At 67.2% G+C, this 16,632-nt stretch carries 18 protein-coding genes and 1 pseudogene; 12 read left to right on the top strand and 7 right to left on the bottom strand.

The features are described from left to right. The first annotated feature begins 386 nt into the window (after window positions 1–386). Both U1T56_RS10545 and U1T56_RS10540 read left to right on the top strand, forming a co-directional pair. The gene (locus U1T56_RS10545) at window positions 387–1,136 is read left to right on the top strand and encodes a rhomboid family intramembrane serine protease (protein ID WP_418159425.1); all 750 of its coding nucleotides are present in this window, start codon (window positions 387–389) and stop codon (window positions 1,134–1,136) included. Then, window positions 1,127–1,960, top strand: coding sequence for an SDH family Clp fold serine proteinase (locus U1T56_RS10540; RefSeq protein ID WP_418159424.1), 834 nt, complete (start codon window positions 1,127–1,129; stop codon window positions 1,958–1,960). Before U1T56_RS10545 ends, U1T56_RS10540 begins: the two co-directional genes overlap by 10 nt. Before the next feature lie 36 nt (window positions 1,961–1,996). Here the strand turns inward: U1T56_RS10540 and U1T56_RS10535 are convergent, their stop codons facing one another. Both U1T56_RS10535 and U1T56_RS10530 read right to left on the bottom strand, forming a co-directional pair. Then, on the bottom strand, window positions 1,997–2,257 hold the full coding sequence (locus U1T56_RS10535; protein ID WP_418159423.1) for a hypothetical protein: 261 nt from the start codon (window positions 2,255–2,257) through the stop codon (window positions 1,997–1,999). A 224-nt stretch (window positions 2,258–2,481) separates the two neighbouring features. Beyond that, window positions 2,482–3,396 (bottom strand): manganese catalase family protein, encoded by a 915-nt coding sequence (locus tag U1T56_RS10530; protein ID WP_418159422.1) that lies wholly within the window; start codon window positions 3,394–3,396, stop codon window positions 2,482–2,484. A 150-nt stretch (window positions 3,397–3,546) separates the two neighbouring features. On the opposite strand from U1T56_RS10530, the gene U1T56_RS10525 reads away from it, so the two are divergent. From U1T56_RS10525 to ahpD, 3 genes are all read left to right on the top strand, one after another. Then, entirely contained in the window at window positions 3,547–4,437 is an 891-nt protein-coding gene (locus tag U1T56_RS10525; RefSeq protein ID WP_418159421.1) for a LysR substrate-binding domain-containing protein, read from the top strand. 207 nt (window positions 4,438–4,644) lie between these two features. Then, window positions 4,645–5,184: a peroxiredoxin gene (locus U1T56_RS10520; protein ID WP_418159420.1), complete on the top strand. Its 540-nt coding sequence runs from the start codon at window positions 4,645–4,647 to the stop codon at window positions 5,182–5,184. A 13-nt stretch (window positions 5,185–5,197) separates the two neighbouring features. Then, complete coding sequence (gene ahpD / locus U1T56_RS10515) at window positions 5,198–5,722, top strand: alkylhydroperoxidase, AhpD family (protein ID WP_418159430.1); 525 nt, start codon at window positions 5,198–5,200, stop codon at window positions 5,720–5,722. Between the two features lie 67 nt (window positions 5,723–5,789). Here the strand turns inward: ahpD and U1T56_RS10510 are convergent, their stop codons facing one another. Beyond that, on the bottom strand, window positions 5,790–6,206 hold the full coding sequence (locus U1T56_RS10510; RefSeq protein WP_418159419.1) for an EVE domain-containing protein: 417 nt from the start codon (window positions 6,204–6,206) through the stop codon (window positions 5,790–5,792). Between the two features lie 69 nt (window positions 6,207–6,275). On the opposite strand from U1T56_RS10510, the gene yddG reads away from it, so the two are divergent. Next, the gene (yddG, locus tag U1T56_RS10505) at window positions 6,276–7,199 is read left to right on the top strand and encodes an aromatic amino acid exporter YddG (RefSeq protein ID WP_418159418.1); all 924 of its coding nucleotides are present in this window, start codon (window positions 6,276–6,278) and stop codon (window positions 7,197–7,199) included. An 11-nt stretch (window positions 7,200–7,210) separates the two neighbouring features. Here yddG and U1T56_RS10500 read toward each other — a convergent pair. Then, window positions 7,211–8,041 (bottom strand): annotated as a pseudogene (locus U1T56_RS10500) (DMT family transporter); the annotation flags it as partial. Window positions 8,042–8,123: 82 nt separating this feature from the next. On the opposite strand from U1T56_RS10500, the gene U1T56_RS10495 reads away from it, so the two are divergent. Continuing rightward, the gene (locus tag U1T56_RS10495; RefSeq protein WP_418159417.1) at window positions 8,124–9,275 is read left to right on the top strand and encodes a M24 family metallopeptidase; all 1,152 of its coding nucleotides are present in this window, start codon (window positions 8,124–8,126) and stop codon (window positions 9,273–9,275) included. Between the two features lie 451 nt (window positions 9,276–9,726). Continuing rightward, window positions 9,727–11,469, top strand: a complete 1,743-nt coding sequence (locus U1T56_RS10490) for a hypothetical protein (protein ID WP_418159416.1) — start codon at window positions 9,727–9,729, stop codon at window positions 11,467–11,469. 33 nt (window positions 11,470–11,502) lie between these two features. Here the strand turns inward: U1T56_RS10490 and U1T56_RS10485 are convergent, their stop codons facing one another. After that, window positions 11,503–12,606, bottom strand: coding sequence for a D-alanine--D-alanine ligase family protein (locus U1T56_RS10485; protein WP_418159415.1), 1,104 nt, complete (start codon window positions 12,604–12,606; stop codon window positions 11,503–11,505). A 187-nt stretch (window positions 12,607–12,793) separates the two neighbouring features. Between U1T56_RS10485 and U1T56_RS10480 the strand changes: the two genes are divergently transcribed. The 3 genes from U1T56_RS10480 (at window position 12,794) to pth (ending at window position 15,061) form a co-directional block, all read left to right on the top strand. Beyond that, complete coding sequence (locus tag U1T56_RS10480) at window positions 12,794–13,726, top strand: ribose-phosphate pyrophosphokinase (RefSeq protein WP_418159414.1); 933 nt, start codon at window positions 12,794–12,796, stop codon at window positions 13,724–13,726. Window positions 13,727–13,803: 77 nt separating this feature from the next. Then, window positions 13,804–14,415, top strand: coding sequence for a 50S ribosomal protein L25/general stress protein Ctc (locus U1T56_RS10475; RefSeq protein WP_418159413.1), 612 nt, complete (start codon window positions 13,804–13,806; stop codon window positions 14,413–14,415). A 22-nt stretch (window positions 14,416–14,437) separates the two neighbouring features. Further along, the gene (pth, locus tag U1T56_RS10470) at window positions 14,438–15,061 is read left to right on the top strand and encodes an aminoacyl-tRNA hydrolase (RefSeq protein WP_418159412.1); all 624 of its coding nucleotides are present in this window, start codon (window positions 14,438–14,440) and stop codon (window positions 15,059–15,061) included. Window positions 15,062–15,085: 24 nt separating this feature from the next. Here the strand turns inward: pth and U1T56_RS10465 are convergent, their stop codons facing one another. Continuing rightward, window positions 15,086–15,241, bottom strand: a complete 156-nt coding sequence (locus U1T56_RS10465; protein ID WP_418159411.1) for a hypothetical protein — start codon at window positions 15,239–15,241, stop codon at window positions 15,086–15,088. 185 nt (window positions 15,242–15,426) lie between these two features. Further along, window positions 15,427–15,756, bottom strand: coding sequence for a hypothetical protein (locus U1T56_RS10460; protein ID WP_418159410.1), 330 nt, complete (start codon window positions 15,754–15,756; stop codon window positions 15,427–15,429). 140 nt (window positions 15,757–15,896) lie between these two features. Here U1T56_RS10460 and U1T56_RS10455 point away from each other — a divergent pair, with 140 nt between their 5' ends. Continuing rightward, window positions 15,897–16,616, top strand: a complete 720-nt coding sequence (locus tag U1T56_RS10455; RefSeq protein ID WP_418159409.1) for a metal-dependent hydrolase — start codon at window positions 15,897–15,899, stop codon at window positions 16,614–16,616. Window positions 16,617–16,632 lie beyond the last annotated feature (16 nt).

Raw genomic sequence — 16,632 nt, 5'->3', positions numbered from 1 at the left:
TATGCCAACCGGTCCCGAATGGACCAGAACCGGAACAGACTCCCCTTATGAGTGAGGGCACAACGGGGGCAGGGTCAGCTGAATTGCCCGACGCGCACCGCATCGAAACGTCGAGGCAAGGAACAACGGCGCATCGTCTTCATCGCGGCGTACGAACGAAGGCGCGCGCGACCTGACGACGGCGCGGGCAGGCCGATGCCTCGATCCGGTTCTCGAAGCGAGCCTCGGGGTCGTTTCCGACCTTCGATCCACCGGCGTCGTGTCCTTGGCGAGTGAGACCAAGTGCTGAGGCAACAAGGTTCGACGCTCCGACAGCGCGAATTCACTCTGGACATGCCGGCGAAGACCGTGCTTCTAGGCTCGGAAAGCCGGGGAAGGATTGGCAGGTGCTGCCCTATCTCGATACGGTGGCCAGACGCTACCCACCAGTCATCGTATGGTCGCTGATCGTCTTGAACGCGCTGGTGTTTCTATACCAGAACAGCTTGCCTGAGTGGGCACTTGAAAGATTCGTTTTTGATTATGCTCTCGTGCCGTCGCGGTTTTTTGGTGATTTGCGTCTGGTGGCGCCATCCGATTGGACGCCGTTCATCTCGAATATGTTTCTTCATGGGGGCTGGCTGCATCTGATCCTCAATATGTGGACCTTGTGGATCTTTGGACCGGCTGTGGAGGATCGGCTGGGGCCCATCCGTTTTCTCGTTTTCTACCTGGTCTGTGGCGTTGCCGCAGGATTGGCACATGCCTTGGCGAGCCCGACGTCGGTGGTGCCGGCGCTTGGCGCGTCGGGTGCGATTGCCGGAGTGATCGGCTGCTACGCGCGCATGTTCCCCTCTGCGCGGCTGATCGTCATGGTTCCGGTGCTGTTTTTGCCACTATTCTTTGAAGTTCGAGCTATCTCTTTTGCTCTGCTATGGTTTGTCATGCAGATCGTTCCCGGAATATTTTCAATCGGGCAGATCGATTCCGGTGGAATAGCCTGGTGGGCGCACATCGGCGGCTTTGTCGTGGGATGGCTGATTACGCCGCTCGTGCGGCGGTCGTCTGCAGCCTATCGCCGATACTATCGTGACGAAGGCGTTTATGGCTTTTTGCCGGACGGGCGGCGGGAAGGGGGACGAGGTCCATGGATGTAATGCAGCTCTTTTGGCTCTTCTTCATCCTGTCGGCACTGCAGCCGGTTCTGCAGCGCCGATATCTGGACGCGATGCGGACCCGCAAGATCGCCCAGATCGAGAAGAAGCGTGGCAGCCGCGTGATCCTGCTCGTGCACCGGCAGGAGACGATGAGCCTGCTCGGCTTTCCCCTGGTGCGCTACATCGACGTCAACGACAGCGAGGAGGTGCTGCGCGCGATCCATCTGACCGATGACGAGGTGCCGCTCGATATCGTGCTGCACACGCCCGGCGGGCTGGTCCTCGCAGCCACCCAGATCGCGCGGGCGATCCAGAGCCACAAGGGCAAGGTCACGGTCTTCGTACCCCACTACGCCATGTCCGGCGGTACACTGATCGCGCTTGCTGCGGATGAGATCGTCATGTGCCGCCACTCGGTGCTCGGTCCCATCGATCCGCAGCTGGGCGGCATGCCCGCGGCCTCGATCATCAAGGTCGCCGAGGAGAAGCCGATCGCCGAGGTGGACGACCAGACGCTGGTGATGGCCGATGTCGGCCGCAAGGCGATCGCGCAGGTCGAGTCGGTGGCTGCGAAGCTCCTGTCGAAACGGATGGGCGAAGCGGAAGCGCACGCGCTCGCGGCGCGCCTGGCAACCGGGGTCTGGACGCACGATTATCCGATCTCGGCGGAAGAGGCGCGCGAGATGGGTCTGCCGGTAAGCGTGAACATGCCGGACGAGGTGCTGGAGCTGATGACGCTCTATCCTCAGCCGGTGCGGCGGCAGAGCGGCGGGGTGGAGTATCTGCCCGAGCCGCGGCAGCGGGAGGTTCGCAGGGGACAATAATGGACGGCATCGCAGGAAGGAGCGCGCCCTGCCTTTTCACGGGAGGCGTTCGGAGCATCTCGATCCGTCGCCGCAGGCGCGGCCAGCAGCAACCGGCCGCGGCAGCCGCTCGTTGGCAAACGCCGGCAGCTCACGGACCGGGTCGGCAGCGGCGCCCTTCTTGATCCGCTCGAGCGGCGCCCTTCTCTCGTCGGTCATCGTCGTCGCCGGTTCGGCGCCGGACCCGCAGCCCGAACCTCCACCGAAGACCGGCGAAGCCGGGACGGCCTCCTGCACCATGCGATGGGACACCATCATGCGGACATGCCGGTGCCGGCCCTGAAACCAGTGGGCTGCGCCGCACCGTGCGTCCGAGCCGGGACAGATCGGCGGGACGGCGCAATGGCGCCTGCGCGCGACGGGCGGCTCGTGGCCTACCCGTCGGAGCGCGGCCATCCTGCCGGCCACGAGCCCGGGGCGCGACCGCCGCAATCGCCCGCGCTGGCCGCTGCCCCTCGCCCGCCGGCCGCCTCAGACGGCGCTCACGGTATGGTGCCGCCGGCCTTCTGATAGAGCTTCATCGCGATCTCCTGGATCTCCTCCGGATGGTAGTCCGGAATGAACGCGTCGGTACTGGGATCGAGCTGGACGTGATCGCCGCCCTGCGGCGGGCCGTCCACCACCTCGAGCGGGCCCGACCCGTCGAGAGCCGTGCCCTGCCATACGGCCGCCACCTCCTTGTAGTCGTCGGGGCTGAACCGGTAGAGCTTGCGGTGCAGCCCCTTTTCCTCGAACGGACGCGACTCCGGGAGCTGCACGTTCTCGATGTTGGGAATCGGCAGCATCTTCTTCATCTCGACGCCGGTGAGCTGCTCGAGGGCGAGAGCGTAGGCATGGGCGTGCACGCCACCGCGCACGAAGAGATAGCCCAGCATCTGCCGCGCCGACGGGTTGTCGGTCATCTCGTAAACGCGCAGTTTCTGCGTCCTCGCCCCGTTCTCGAGGAAGAAATTGTGCAGAAGATCCAGGATCAGGTTGCCCGAGTTGAAGATGTAATCGCCCCGCCAGGGTTGGCCCATCGAGTTGGCGGCCATGATGCCGTGCCCGGTGACGATGTGATGATGCGAGATTCGGGCATCCTTGAACGCCTGCTTGAAGCTCGCCGCACCCGTTGCCGGATCGCCCTCGCTCGGGATGGCGTTGAGCAGCGAGTTGACGGTCGCGGCCACGAGCTCGATGTGCCCTAGCTCCTCCGTCGCGATGTTGGCGATCAGCGCGTAGTAGGGCCGGAGCTTGTCCCGGCCGCGGAAGTTGAACGACTGGTACATGTAGTTCATGAGCGTCGACATCTCGCCGAACCGCCCGCCCATGAGCTCCTGGACGGCGGCCGCGGCATTGGGGTCGGGTGCGCTCGGCTTCGGCATCTCGACCTGCAGCTTATCGATGCGCAGAAACATGTTCGGCCTCCTCGTTCACGACCGCTCGGGGCTCACCCTCATGACGGGGCAGCCCGAGCGAAGGTGATTGTCGGAACGGAGGCCCATCGGCTCTAATCGTATCTCCTGGCGCATGTGATAAGTCGGACTTATCGGGAGGACTCCGCCGCGATGCAGCCTACGCTGAAGCAGCTACGCTACTTCGTCGCCTTGAGCGAGACCCTGCATTTCGGCCGTGCCGCCGCCGCCTGCAACATCACCCAGCCGGCCCTGAGCGGCCAGATCCGCGAACTCGAGCTGCAGCTCGGCACCCGGCTGGTCGAGCGCACGCCTCAAGGAGCGGCCCTCACTCCGCTCGGCGTCGAGGTGGCGCGGCGCAGCCGCGAGATCCTGGCTGCCGTCGGCGATCTCATGGATGTCGTCCACCGTGGCCGCATCCTGTTCGGCCGGCTGCGGCTGGGCGTGATCCCCACGGTGGGGCCCTATCTCGTGCCGCGGCTGCTGCCCCGGCTGCTCGAGCGCTTCCCGGCGCTCGAGCCGAGCCTGCGCGAGAGCCAGACGCGGCATCTCCTGGCCGATCTCGCCGCCGGTCAGCTCGACGTGGCGCTGCTCGCCCTGCCGCTGCCGACGGCCGAGGCGATGTCGATAGTGGAGCTGTTCGAGGACCCGTTCGTGCTGCTCGTGCACGCCGGCCATCCTTATGCAGCGCGCAGCACCGTGCACCAGGGCGACCTCGCGGGCGAGCGCCTGCTCCTCCTGGAGGAAGGGCATTGCCTGAGAGACCAGGCCCTGAGCCTGTGCCGCCGGCTCGGAGCGGAGGAGCACGAGGGCTTCGCCGCCGCGAGCCTCGCCACCATCGTCCAGATGGTGGCGCAGGGCTATGGCGTCACACTGCTGCCACGGCTCTGCCTCGATGCGGAGCTGCGCGGGCGGAGCGATCTCCGCCCGATCGGCTTCGCCCCTCCGGTTCCGGCCCGCACCCTGGGTCTCGTCTGGCGGCCGGGATCGCCCAGGCGGAGCGATTTCGTCGCCCTGGCGCAGGCCATTCGCGAGCTGCTTTGAAGGCAGAGCTTACGAACCTGTTTCAGCCGGCATCGGACCGTTGCCTTGCGCGAAACGCAAGGCGGGGCTGCCTTGACGCTGCGCGCCGGTCGCTTATCCTGCGGCGCAGCGTAGTCTGGAATATCTCCAAACAACATGCACCGGACCGCGGCCGGAATCCCCCACGCCGCTACGGTGCTGATGCTCTCACGGCGGAGAAGAAGCTCGATGTTGAAGGTCGGTGACAAGTTCCCCTCGTTCACGCTCAAGGCGACCGTCTCCTCCGACCCGAAGACCGCGTTCACGACGATCACGGACGCGTCCTTTGATGGCAAGTGGAAGCTCTATTTCTTCTGGCCCAAGGACTTCACCTTCGTCTGCCCGACCGAGATCGCGGCATTCGGGAAGCTCGCCGGCGAGTTCGCCGACCGCGACTGCCAGATCCTGGGCGGCAGCACCGATTCCGAGTTCGTCCACCTCGCCTGGCGGCAGAACAAGGAGGAGCTCAAGGACCTGCCCTTCCCGATGCTGGCCGACATCAAGCGCGAGCTGTGCACGAAGCTCGGCATCCTCGACGAGGAGGAAGGGGTCGCGCTTCGTGCCACCTTCCTGGTCGATCCGCACGGCGTCATCCAGTTCGTCTCGGTCAACAACCTGAACGTCGGCCGCAACCCGCAGGAGGTCCTGCGTGTGCTGGACGCGCTCCAGACCGACGAGCTCTGCCCCTGCAACTGGCAGAAGGGTCAGGCGACGCTGAAGGCCGCCTGAGCCGATGACGACCATGCTCGAGGAGCTGCGCGCGGGTCTGCCCGACCATGCCCGCGACCTCAAGCTCAACCTCTCCAGCGTCCTGCAGCAGCCGGAGCTGAGCGAGCAGCAGCTCTGGGGAACGGCGCTCGCCTCCGCGAGCGCGGCGCGCAACGCGCCCCTGCTCCAGGCGGTGGCGGCCGAGGCGAGGAGCCGGCTCTCGCCCGAGGCCTTCCGCGCGGCGCGCACGGCCGCGGCCTTGATGGGCATGAACAACGTCTACTACCGCTTCGTGCACATGGCGGGCGGCGACTATGCCGACCGCCCGGCACGGCTGCGGATGAACGCGCTGGCCAGGCCCGAGGTCGACCATGCCGACTTCGAGCTCTGGTCGCTCGCGGTCTCGGCGATCAACGGCTGCGAGATGTGCGTCCGCTCGCACGAGAAGGTGCTGCGCGAGAAGGGCGTCGGCCCCGATCAGATCCAGGCCGCCGTCCGCATCGCCGCCGTGATCCACGCCGTGGCGGGCGTGCTCGACGCCGAGGCGGCGCTGGCCTGAAGCGCTCGCCCTTGTTGAACGGACGGGCAGTGGCCTCCACATGGAGGCCGCTTTTCTTTTGGCGCCCTTACGGCTCGAGCCCGGCCATCTCGCGCAGGATTCGCCAGTGCTCCTCCTTCACCGGCATGACCGAGAGCCGGGGCTGGCGGACGAGGGCGAGATCGGCGAGGCGCGGGTCGGCCTTGATCGCCTTGAGCGGCACCGGCCGGGGGGCGGGCAGGAGCGGCTTCACCTTCACCCGCACGAACCTGCCGGTGGCGTCGTCCGGGTCGGGATACCATTCCCCCGAGATCGTCATGACGCCCAGGATCGCCGGGTCCACGACCGAGCGGTAGAAGAAGGCCTGCTCGCCCAGCCTCATCGCCCGCATGTTGCCCGCGGCCTGGTGGTTGCGCACGCCGGTCCACTCGGTCTCGCCGTCGGCGACGAGCCGGTCCCAGCTATAGTCCTCGGGCTCGGTCTTCAGGAGCCAATGGGCGGCCATCCCACTCTTCCCTCGCAGCATGTTCTCGGCTAGCCCCGGCTAGCACGTCGTGGGCAGAGGAGGGAACGGATGCAGGACAGCCGCGGGCGCTCAACGCTGGCCGGGCTCGGCGCCATCGGGCTCTGGGCGCTGCTCGCACCTTTGGGCGTGGCTGCCGGGCCGGTGCCGCCTTTCCTGCTGACCGGCCTCGCTTTCGCCGTCGGCGGCGTTCTGGGCCTCGCCTGGCAGCTCGGCACGGGCCGCGGGCTCGCCGTGCTGGGCCGGGTTCCGCCCGTGGCCTGGGTGCTCGGGATCGGCGCCTTCTTCGGCTATCACGCCCTCTACTTCACCGCCCTCCAGACCCTGCCGCCGGTCGAAGCCCTCCTGATCATCAATCTCTGGCCGCTCCTGATCGTGCTGTTCACGGGTCTCCTGCCGGGCGAGCGGCTGCTGCCGCTCCATCTCGTGGGCGTCACCTGCGGCCTTCTCGGGGCCGCCATCCTGGTCCTGAGCAAGAGCGAGCCTGCCGTTGCGGGCGTGCCGGCACCGAGCCTTCCGGGCTATCTCGCGGCCGTCGGCTGTGCCCTGATCTGGTCCGGCTACTCGGTCCTGAACCGCCGGCTCGTGGCCGATGTGCCGAGCGACGCGGTCACGGGTTTCTGCCTCGTCACCGCGGTTTTGGCCCTCCTTGCTCACGCGCTGCTCGAGCCGGCGGTCTGGCCCGAGGGAGCGGCCTGGCTCGCCGTCCTCCTGCTCGGGCTCGGGCCGGTCGGGGCTGCCTTCTTTTTGTGGGATCACGGCACCAAGCACGGCCGGCTGCAGGTGCTGGGGGCGGCGGCCTACCTCGCCCCTCTCCTCGGCACGCTCCTTCTCCTCCTCATGGGGCGCGGCCAGCCCAGCCTCGGCCTCCTCGCGGCCGCCGTGCTGATCGTGGGCGGGGCGGTTCTCGCCGGCCGGGCCAAGGCGGCACCCGCCGAAGCGACGGCCGCCCTCTCGCGCACGCCGAGCCGGTAGATCCAGAGCCCGCTGCCGGCGACCAGCGCGGCGCCGGCGAGGGTCGTGGGCCCGGGCAGGTCGCCAAAGACGAAAAAGCTCGCGAGCATCGCCCACAAGAGCTGCAGGTAGCTGAACGGGCTCACCCGCGATGCCTCGCCCCGCTGCAAAGCGAGGATCAGGAGCAGATGCGCTGACGCTCCGAGCGCACCGATGGCGGCAAGCAGCAGCCATTCCGTGAGCGAAGGGGTGCGCCACGCGAACGGCACGGCCAAGGTGAGCGCCACCATGCCGACGAGCCCACCATAGAGCAGCGAGGTCATGGGCTCGGCCTCGCGCACGATCCGGGTGCTGATCTGGTAGAGGGCGTAAGCAGCAGCGCAGCCGAAGGCCAGAAACGAGCCGAGGCTCATCGGGCCGAAGCCCGGCCGGACGACGAGGAGCGCGCCGGCGAACCCGGCGAGGATGGCGAGCCAGCGCTCGGGACTCACCCGCTCGCGCAAGAGCGGCACGGCGAGCGCCGCCACGAGGATGGGTGTCGTGAAGGTGATCGCCGCCACCTCACCGAGCGGTAGCCAGGCCAGTGCCAAGAAGTTGAAGACGGTGGCGAGCAGCACCAGGACCGAGCGCCCGAGCTGGAGGCCGGGCCGGCTCGTGCGCAGGAAGCTCGCGAAGCGATGCGGAAACAGGACCAGGATCAGGAGCACGTGGAAGAAGTAGCGCGCCCAGATCAGCATCAGCGGATCGAACCGCCCGATCAGCGCCTTGGTCAGGCTGTTCATGGTGACGAACAGCAGGCCGGCCAGGCAGACGAGGAGAATCGCCTGGACCGGCGCCGGGCTCGCTTGCGCCTCGTGGGCCATGCCGTTTCGTGCTCACGGGTGGTGATGGTCGCGAGCAGGGTGTAAGAGGCTCGCCCCGTCGGGCAAGAGAGGGGAGAGGGGAATGACGCTGCATTTCGCGCAAGACGAGTATGCACGCCGGCTCGAGCGCACATGCGCCGCGATGGCGGAGGCCGGGCTCGATGCGCTCTTGTGCTTCAAGCAGGAGAGCATGTACTGGCTCACCGGCTACGACACGTTCGGCTACTGCTTCTTCCAGTGCCTCGTGGTGCGCGCCGATGGCCGGATGGCCCTCCTCACCCGCGCTCCCGATCTGCGCCAGGCGCGCTTCACCTCGACCATCCAGGACATCCGGATCTGGATCGACCGCGAAGGCGCCACCCCGCAGCAGGATCTGAAGGAGCTTCTCACCGAGGCGGGCCTCGAAGGCAAGCGGCTCGGCATCGAGTGGGAGACCCACGGACTCACCGCCGCCAACGGCATGAAGCTCGCCGTGACTCTCGACGGCTTCGCCACCATGGTCGATGCCTCGCACCTGATCGCACGCCTGCGTCTCGTGAAGTCCGAGGCCGAGCTGGCCTACGTGCGCCGCGCGGCCGAGCTCGGCGATGCGGCGCTGGAGGCCGCCATCCAGCACACCTGGGCCGGCGCCGACGAGGGCGTCATCCTCGCCCGCATGCACGATGCCATCTTCGAGGGCGGGGGCGACTATCCCGGCAACCCGTTCATCATCGGCTCGGGTCCCGGTGCTCTGCTGTGCCGCTACTATTCCGGCCGCCGCAGGCTGGATGCGCAAGACCAGCTCACGCTCGAGTTCGCCGGCGTCTACCGCCAGTATCATGCCTGTCTGATGAGGACCCTTCTGGTCGGGGCCGCCAGCGACCGCCACAAGGAGCTGTTCGACGCTGCGGTCGAGGCGCTGCGCGCCTGCGAGGACCGTCTGCGCCCCGGCCGCACCATGGGCGAGGTGTTCGAGGCCCACGCCGAGGTGTTCGACCGCCGCGGCCTCCGGGAGCACCGCCTCAATGCCTGCGGCTACTCGCTGGGCGCCGTCTATGCGCCTTCCTGGATGGACTGGCCGATGTTCTACGCGGGCAATCCCGTGATGATCCAGCCCGGCATGGTGTTCTTCCTGCACATGATCCTCATGGACAGCGACAGCGGCACCGCCATGTGCCTCGGCCGCACCTCGATCGTGGGCGAGGCGGGTCCCGAGATACTCTCCAAAGCACCGCTCGAGCTCGTGGTGCGTTGAGCGGCGATGGTGCGGCGTGGGCGAGCTCGTGCCGCACCGGATCGTGCGTTCGCATGAAATAAAACTTTAGGGTCTGATCTTGTCTCGGAAGCTTACTATCGACGAGACAAGATCAGACTTACGCGCGCTTGACCCGCATAAAATTTATTGATAGCTTTTAAATAGTCATGTTGCCTTCGTGTGGGCAACATGAAAAATATACGTAAGATCGTTAACAAAAAGAACAATACTGACTGAAAAGTCAGAATCTACAGCCTTCATCCGAATTCATTCTTGCGGGATATGCCGTGCGTATCCTGCCGGAGGAGCGCGCATGAATAGTCCCAAGCATTTCTTGGGAGCAGGTATTTCGACGTCTTCTCTCTCCGCAGCAAGAGGATCTTCGGATACGGGCTGCTTGCAGGCCGTGCGCAGCAGGCGCTGAGCGAGCAGCGATGGCGGGGGTGCGATCATGAGCACGCGGGATCGGGGTGGCGGGCGTGGGTTCAGCCGCCGGCAGGTGCTGGCTGCCGGGACGGCCGTACCCGTGGGCGGCCTGTTCTGGATCGGGGCCTCATCGGCCCGAGCGCAGATGGGGGCCGAAGCAGCCGGAAGAGGGCTGCAGGTCGATGTGGCCGCCGTGGACACGGCACAGGCAGAGCTGAATGCGGTCGCGGCAGCACTGCGATCTCCGACTGGTCCTGCCCTCGGAGGAGAGGTACGCCCCGGAGCGCGGAACCTGCGTGTCATCAGCGTGATGAAGGTCGATCCGGAGGAGAACGGCAAGTCGGTCGCCGAGCGTGCGCCGTCGGCGAGGCGTTGGCGCGCACGCGTCTACGACTATGACGGCCAGCGTGCGCTGGTGCTCGAGGGGCCGCTGGGCAACGTCAGGCCGGACCGCGTGTTCGAGACGAAAGAGGTGCTGATTCCCTCGTGGGAAGAGTGGGCGGAAGCGCGCGACCTTCTCCTGCGCCATCCCGATATCGGTCCGCGGCTGCGGGCGGGCGAGCTGATTGCGACCCGGCCGATGCCTCCGTGCATGAAGGGCGGCAGGAACGGGCGGCACCGGCTCGTGACGGTAGGCCTCCTGCCGGTGCTGCCGCGCCGCCTCGACGAGACTTACGAGATCGTCGCTGCCGATCTCGCCGAGCGCTCGGTGCAGCGATTCGCCGCCCGCGCTCCGGCGGGTGCCGTCGCGAGGGGCTCGGTGTGCGGCGCGCCGCCCGCGGCCGGGCAAGACTCCACGGGGCAGGGCTTTCCCGGCCAATACAATCTCACGATCCGATCGGGCAGCACGGTCTACTGGACCCTTACCATCGTGCGCCCGTCCTCCTCCTCGGGCCTGCGGGGCAGCGGCATCGAGCTCCGCGACGTCGTCTATCGCGGCCGCAAGGTGCTGAAGCGGGCGCACATGCCCATCCTCAACGTCAAGTACGACCGGGATGTCTGCGGGCCCTACCGGGACTGGCTGTACGAGGAGGGGATGCTGCAGGCGAGCGGGGTGGACCTGGCACCGGGCTTCCGGCGCGCCTCGAGCGCCCCGCGCACGATCCTCCAGAGCGGAACCGATACCGGCAACTTCCTCGGCACCGCCGTCTGGGTCAACGGCGACGAGGTCACGCTGATGGCCGAGCTCGAGGCAGGCTGGTATCGCTATCTCAGCCAATGGACGCTGAACGTCGACGGCACGATCAGGCCGCGCTTCGGCTTCGCCGCCGTGGCGGATAGCTGCGTGTGCAACGTCCACCACCATCATGCCTACTGGCGGCTCGATTTCGATATCGGTTCTCCCAACGGCAATTTCGTCCAGCAGCTCGACAGTGGAACCTGGCGGACGGTTCCTAACGAGACCACGGTGTTCCGCGATGCCGCCTTCGCCCGCCGTTGGCGGGTGGGCAACCGCAATCTCCGCGCCATGTACGAGATCCGGCCGAACAGAACCGACGGGCGGGCGAGAGCATCGCGGGACTGGCCGTTCCCGGCGGGCGATGTCTGGCTCCTGCGTTACCGGCCCGGAGAGATCGACGATGGCGTGAACATCGTGCAGGGCGCAGCGCAGGCCCGGCTGAACCGGTTCGTGAACGGAGAGTCCATCAACGGCGCCGACGTGGTGGTCTGGTACGCGGCCCACTTCACGCACGACAAGGGTGCCACACAGGAACCGGGTGGGGACGATCACGTGGTGGGGCCGGATCTGGTGCCGGTGAGCTGGTGAGGCGGGCCCGCCGGGCGCAAGATGCCGCGGGTATCACCCTCCACGTGCCCGGCGGGCGAAAGCCGAGGGCGCAGCCCGGACAAGCGCTCCCGGCAGGTCGGTGCCATGCGCGTCACGGAGATAGGTGAGGAAGTCGTAGATCGTCACCGCCGGACACACCTCGAGCTCGAGGAACCAGGGCCTTCCATCCTCGTCCAGGCGAAAGTCGAAGGAGAAGTAATCGCGCAGGCCCGCCGCATCGGCGAGGCGACGGGCGGCCGCCTCGAGCTTCGCGATCGAGGGAGCGAGAGCAGGATCACGGCGCAGGTCCTCGACCCGCAGCGACAGGCCCTCCTTCGTTCCCGCTTCCCGCATCGTCGTCATGCGCAAGGAGTCGGCGAGCGTGGGAAAGCCCCGTGTGGAACCCGTGTCGACGGCATAGATCCCGAGCGGGGCTCGGGGCCCGCCCAGATCCATGAAGCTCACCCGCACGTCCCGGCCGGGAATGTAGCTCTGGACGAGGGCGCGATCACCGTAGCGGGCGTGGATGCGGCGGGTGAGCTCGAGCGCCTCGGCGAGGTCTGCGGCGCGGCTGTCGTTCCCGATGCCGAGCTTCGCCCCCAGCGTGTTGGGCTTTACGAACAAGGGCGCACCTTCGGGAAGAGCCTCCGGCGGACTCAAGGGCACGCCGTTCTCGACCAGGACCGTGGGCGGGGTGTCGATGCCCAAGGCCTTGGCCAGGGCGAAGCAGCGGAACTTGTCCTGGCACAGATGCTGCGCCGCGGGCGGGCTGCCGAACTGGGGCACGTCCAGAAGACCCGCCACGGCGGAGACGAAGCTGCCGCGATAGTAGGCGAAGCCGTCGGTCAGGCACCAGAGGAGAGTGTGCTGCCGCTCGGGGTCGGTGAAGAGCGGAAGCCAGACTGGGTGCGCATCGAGGGGATATGCTACGACCTCGACGCCGATGGCGGCGAAGGCCCGGCGGATCGGTTCGATCAGGGCGGCGAGGTCCGTGGCCTGGGCCAGATAGCACGCGATCTCGCTCGCCACCTCTTCCGGCACGCCACGCGCCGCGAGGCGCTCGCGGCAGGCTGCCTCGGGCTCGAACAGGATCACGAAGCGGCGTAGGTCCGGCGAGAAAGAAGCGGTTCGGGTCATGGGCGATCTCGCGATGAGGCGCAACCTCCATGCGAATAGAGCGCAGGAGGAGCGGATATGCGAGTTCGCTGCCTCGTGACCCGGAGGTGCGACATGTCGGGCTCCGGACGTTTACTTGGCCGCCCTCGGCTGCTAGAAGCTTGCCCGCTTCTCGCCCGCTCGTCCTGCACCGCACAGGTTTTGCTCCATGAAGCTACTCGCCGGTAACAGCAATCGGCCATTGGCCGAGGCGATCGCCGCTTCCTTGAGGGTCGAGCTGACCAAGGCGGTCGTGCACCGCTTCTCCGACATGGAGGTGTTCGTCGAGATCCACGAGAACGTTCGTGGCGAGGACGTGTTCGTGATCCAGTCCACGTCCTACCCGGCGAACGACAATCTCATGGAGCTCCTGGTCATCATCGATGCGCTCCGGCGCGCCTCGGCCAGGCGGATCACGGCGGTCATCCCCTATTTCGGCTATGCGCGGCAGGATCGCAAGCCCGGCCCCCGCACGCCGATCTCGGCCAAGCTCGTGGCCAACCTGATCACCACGGCAGGTGCCAACCGCGTGCTGACGATGGAGCTGCACGCCGGCCAGATCCAGGGCTTCTTCGACATTCCGGTCGACAATCTCTATTCCGCGCCCTTGATGGTGCCGGACATCATCAACAATGTCGGCAAGGATCATCTCATGGTGGTCTCGCCCGACGTAGGCGGCGTCACTCGGGCGCGCGGTTTCGCCAAGCGGCTTGACGTGGGCCTCGCCATCATCGACAAGCGCCGCGAGCGTGCCGGCGTGTCCGAGGTCATGAACGTGATCGGCGACGTCAAGGGCATGCGCTGCGTTCTGGTCGACGACATCGTCGACAGCGGCGGCACGCTCTGCAATGCGGCCGACGCGCTCTTGGATGCGGGCGCGGTCTCGGTCCAGGCTTACGTGACCCACGGCGTGCTCTCGGCGGGAGCGGTGGCCCGGATCGCGGCGAGCAACCTCGAGAAGCTCGTGATCACCGACACCATCCGGGCGACCGAGGGTGTCCGGGTGACCGAGAAGATCCGGGTGCTTTCGGTGGCCCAGCTCATCGGCGAGGCGATCAGCCGGATCTCGAGCGAGAGCTCGGTCTCGAGCCTGTTCGACTGAGCTTTTCGGTTTTCGTGTGGACGATCTGTCCGGGGCGGCACATGGGGTGCCGTGCCGGAGGGGCGAAAGGAGCGATCATGGCAACGGTGTTTTCGGCAGAGCGGCGGGAGAAGTCGGGCAAGGGCCCGGCAAGAGCGCTCCGGCGCGAGGGCAAGATCCCGGCCATTGTCTATGGCGGCCGGAGCGAGCCCGTCCCCCTGGCGGTGCCCTTCAAGGACATCAAGCGCGAGCTCGGTACGAATCCGCGCTTCTTCAGCACGGTGTTCGAGCTCGATTTCGGCGGCGAGCGGCTCAAGGTCCTGCCGCGCGAGGTGCAGCTCCATCCGGTGAGCGACGATCCGCTCCACGTCGATTTCCTGCGCGCGGAGACCGGTGCGACGATCACGGTCGAGGTGCCGGTGCGGTTCGTGCACGAGGATCAGTCGCCCGGCATGAAGCGGGGCGGTGTGCTCAACATCGTCCGCCGCACGCTCGAGCTGGTCTGCCCGGCCGACGGGATCCCGGGCGAGATCGTGATCGACCTCGCCGGCCGCGAGATCGGCGATTCCGTGCACATCAGCCAAGTCACCCTGCCCGCGGGCGTGCGGCCGACCATCACCGATCGCGACTTCACGATCTGCTCGATCGTGCCGCCGACCGTCGCGACCGAGACCAAAGCCGCCACCGGCGAGGCCGGCCCGGCGAGCTGACGCGAGTGCGAGCGCTCTCTCGATGAAGCTCTTCGTCGGGCTCGGCAATCCGGGAGAGCGCTACGCGCGCCAGCGCCACAATGTCGGCTTCATGGCGGTCGAGCGGATCGCGAGCCGCCACGGCTTCGGGCCGTGGCGCACGCGCTTTCAGGGCCAGCTCGCGGAAGGGCTGCTCGACGGCGAGCGGGTCCTGCTCCTGAAGCCTCAGACCTTCATGAACGAATCCGGGCGCTCGATCGCCGAGGCGGCCCGGTTCCACAAGCTGCCGCTTGCGGATATCGTGGTTTTCCACGACGAGCTCGATCTCGCCCCCGGCAAGGTGCGGGTGAAGCTGGGCGGCGGCACGGCGGGCCACAACGGCCTGCGCAGCACGGACGCCTGCCTGGGTTCGAAGGACTTCAAGCGCGTACGGATCGGCATCGGCCATCCCGGCCACAAGGACCGGGTGATCGGCCACGTGTTGTCCGACTTTCACAAGGTCGAGCAGACCTGGCTCGAGCCCTTGCTCGATGCGATCGCGGATGCGGCACCGCTTCTCGCCCGCGGCGACGATGCCGCCTTCATGAACCGGGTCGCCCTTCTCACCCAGCCGTCCAGGCCGGAACGGTCGCTGCGCTCGCCATCGGGCGATCCGGCCGCGCGCTGACGCAGCTTCGAGCGCCGCAGCGGGTCATCGCAGCTTGCGTCTCTCGCCGGCTTCCACCTCGTACAGCTCGGCTTCGATGCCCAAGGCAATGAGCTGGTCCCAACGGTCCAGCGCGTCCTGCCGGTTCGGGTAATGCTCCTCGAGACCGCGCCAGCACACACTCCATAGAATCTTCTTCATCGTACTATGCACTCCGGGAGAGAACGGGGATCCGGCACCAGGTCATCTCGCCCGAACCCTGCGAGTATCGTCGATGTCGCCGTGTCCTGTCTGCATCACTACGTCCGATGCGTGCTCGGGAGAACTACGCGAACCGTCGCGCCCGAGCACCTGCTGACCCGGGCCGATGCTCCGTAGCCGCCGGCCTAATCCGCCGGCAACCGCCCGCTCGCGCAACGGATCCGCTCGCGACCGATGGTGGTGGTCCTGACCACGCGGCAAACCGTGAGCTTACCCTCGCCATGTTGGACGAGCCAGACATTTCGACCGCCCACGATGGCCTCGGGCATGGGCACCGCCTCGGCGAGGCGCCGTGCCGGCGCTGCAGCGCTCCCTCGATAGACCGGCACGGCCGATGGCCCGTTCCCGCTGCCGCCGCGATGGATCGCGGCCGCGCCGGCGGCCGGCGCCGCGCCCCCGGCGAACGCGGGCGCCGGCAGGGCGGCGAGGGCGAGCAGAAGCAGATAGCGGCGCATGACGACGTCTCCCGAGGTGTACCTCACCCGAGAGGTTAACAAAAACGGCCCGTTCATTAATGACGATCGGCTTTCGTCCATACCGGGTGGCTGTGGGGATGGGATGCCTGCGGGCTGCCTGCTATGAGGAAGCGGCAACGATGACGGAGGCATCCATGGGCAAGGCGAACAGGCTGACCTGGCTGGGCCATTCGGCCTGCCATCTCGAGACGGCGTCGGGGCAGAGCATCCTGATCGACCCGTTCTGGACCGGCAATCCGACTTTCCCCGCGGGCTACGAGGACCGTGTCGCCAGGGTCGACACGATCGTGGTCACTCATGGCCACGAGGACCACCTCGGCGACACGGCGCGGCTCGCGCAGAAATACGGCGCCACCGTCGTGGCCCAGTACGAGATCTGCATGTACGTGAACGGGCAGGGCGTCGAGAAGCTCGAGCCCATGAACACGGGCGGCTGCATCGAGCACGGCGGGGTGCGCTACTGCATGGTGCCGGCATTCCACAGCTCGGCGATCATCAGGGACGGCGCGCCCGTCACCATGGGCGATCCCGCCGGGTTCGTGATCCAGGCCGACGGCATTTCGATCTATCATACGGGCGATACGGCTCTGTTCTCGGATATGGCCCTGATCCAGCGGCTCTACCGGCCGAAGGTGGGCCTGATCTGCATCGGCGACCGGTTCACCATGGGCCCCGAGACCGCCGCCATCGCCTGCAACGAGCTCCTCGACCTCGAGCTGATCGTGCCCATCCACTGGGGCACGTTCGGCCTGCTCACGGGCCAGCCCGAGGACTTCGAGCGCCGCGTCACCCGCGGCCGGGTGCACGTCGCAACACCGGGCGAGTCGTTCGAGCTCTGAGCAGCGGCAGGTGAGG

The sequence above is a fragment of the Benzoatithermus flavus genome, assembly GCF_037908215.1.
Taxonomy (GTDB): Bacteria; Pseudomonadota; Alphaproteobacteria; order Geminicoccales; family Geminicoccaceae; genus Benzoatithermus; species Benzoatithermus flavus.
This window is presented reverse-complemented; position numbering and strand designations above follow the sequence as displayed.

Bases quoted from the DNA above. Each gene is read 5' to 3' on its own strand.
- U1T56_RS10510 (WP_418159419.1), bottom strand. From the start codon at position 6,206: ATGGCCGCCCATTGGCTCCTGAAGACCGAGCCCGAGGACTATAGCTGG.
- U1T56_RS10495 (WP_418159417.1), top strand. From the start codon at position 8,124: ATGACGCTGCATTTCGCGCAAGACGAGTATGCACGCCGGCTCGAGCGC.
- U1T56_RS10455 (WP_418159409.1), top strand. From the start codon at position 15,897: ATGACGGAGGCATCCATGGGCAAGGCGAACAGGCTGACCTGGCTGGGC.
- ahpD (WP_418159430.1), top strand. From the start codon at position 5,198: ATGCTCGAGGAGCTGCGCGCGGGTCTGCCCGACCATGCCCGCGACCTC.
- U1T56_RS10465 (WP_418159411.1), bottom strand. From the start codon at position 15,241: ATGAAGAAGATTCTATGGAGTGTGTGCTGGCGCGGTCTCGAGGAGCAT.
- U1T56_RS10540 (WP_418159424.1), top strand. From the start codon at position 1,127: ATGGATGTAATGCAGCTCTTTTGGCTCTTCTTCATCCTGTCGGCACTG.
- U1T56_RS10535 (WP_418159423.1), bottom strand. From the start codon at position 2,257: ATGATGGTGTCCCATCGCATGGTGCAGGAGGCCGTCCCGGCTTCGCCG.
- U1T56_RS10480 (WP_418159414.1), top strand. From the start codon at position 12,794: ATGAAGCTACTCGCCGGTAACAGCAATCGGCCATTGGCCGAGGCGATC.
- U1T56_RS10475 (WP_418159413.1), top strand. From the start codon at position 13,804: ATGGCAACGGTGTTTTCGGCAGAGCGGCGGGAGAAGTCGGGCAAGGGC.
- U1T56_RS10490 (WP_418159416.1), top strand. From the start codon at position 9,727: ATGAGCACGCGGGATCGGGGTGGCGGGCGTGGGTTCAGCCGCCGGCAG.
- pth (WP_418159412.1), top strand. From the start codon at position 14,438: ATGAAGCTCTTCGTCGGGCTCGGCAATCCGGGAGAGCGCTACGCGCGC.
- U1T56_RS10485 (WP_418159415.1), bottom strand. From the start codon at position 12,606: ATGACCCGAACCGCTTCTTTCTCGCCGGACCTACGCCGCTTCGTGATC.
- U1T56_RS10520 (WP_418159420.1), top strand. From the start codon at position 4,645: ATGTTGAAGGTCGGTGACAAGTTCCCCTCGTTCACGCTCAAGGCGACC.
- U1T56_RS10530 (WP_418159422.1), bottom strand. From the start codon at position 3,396: ATGTTTCTGCGCATCGATAAGCTGCAGGTCGAGATGCCGAAGCCGAGC.
- yddG (WP_418159418.1), top strand. From the start codon at position 6,276: ATGCAGGACAGCCGCGGGCGCTCAACGCTGGCCGGGCTCGGCGCCATC.
- U1T56_RS10460 (WP_418159410.1), bottom strand. From the start codon at position 15,756: ATGCGCCGCTATCTGCTTCTGCTCGCCCTCGCCGCCCTGCCGGCGCCC.
- U1T56_RS10525 (WP_418159421.1), top strand. From the start codon at position 3,547: ATGCAGCCTACGCTGAAGCAGCTACGCTACTTCGTCGCCTTGAGCGAG.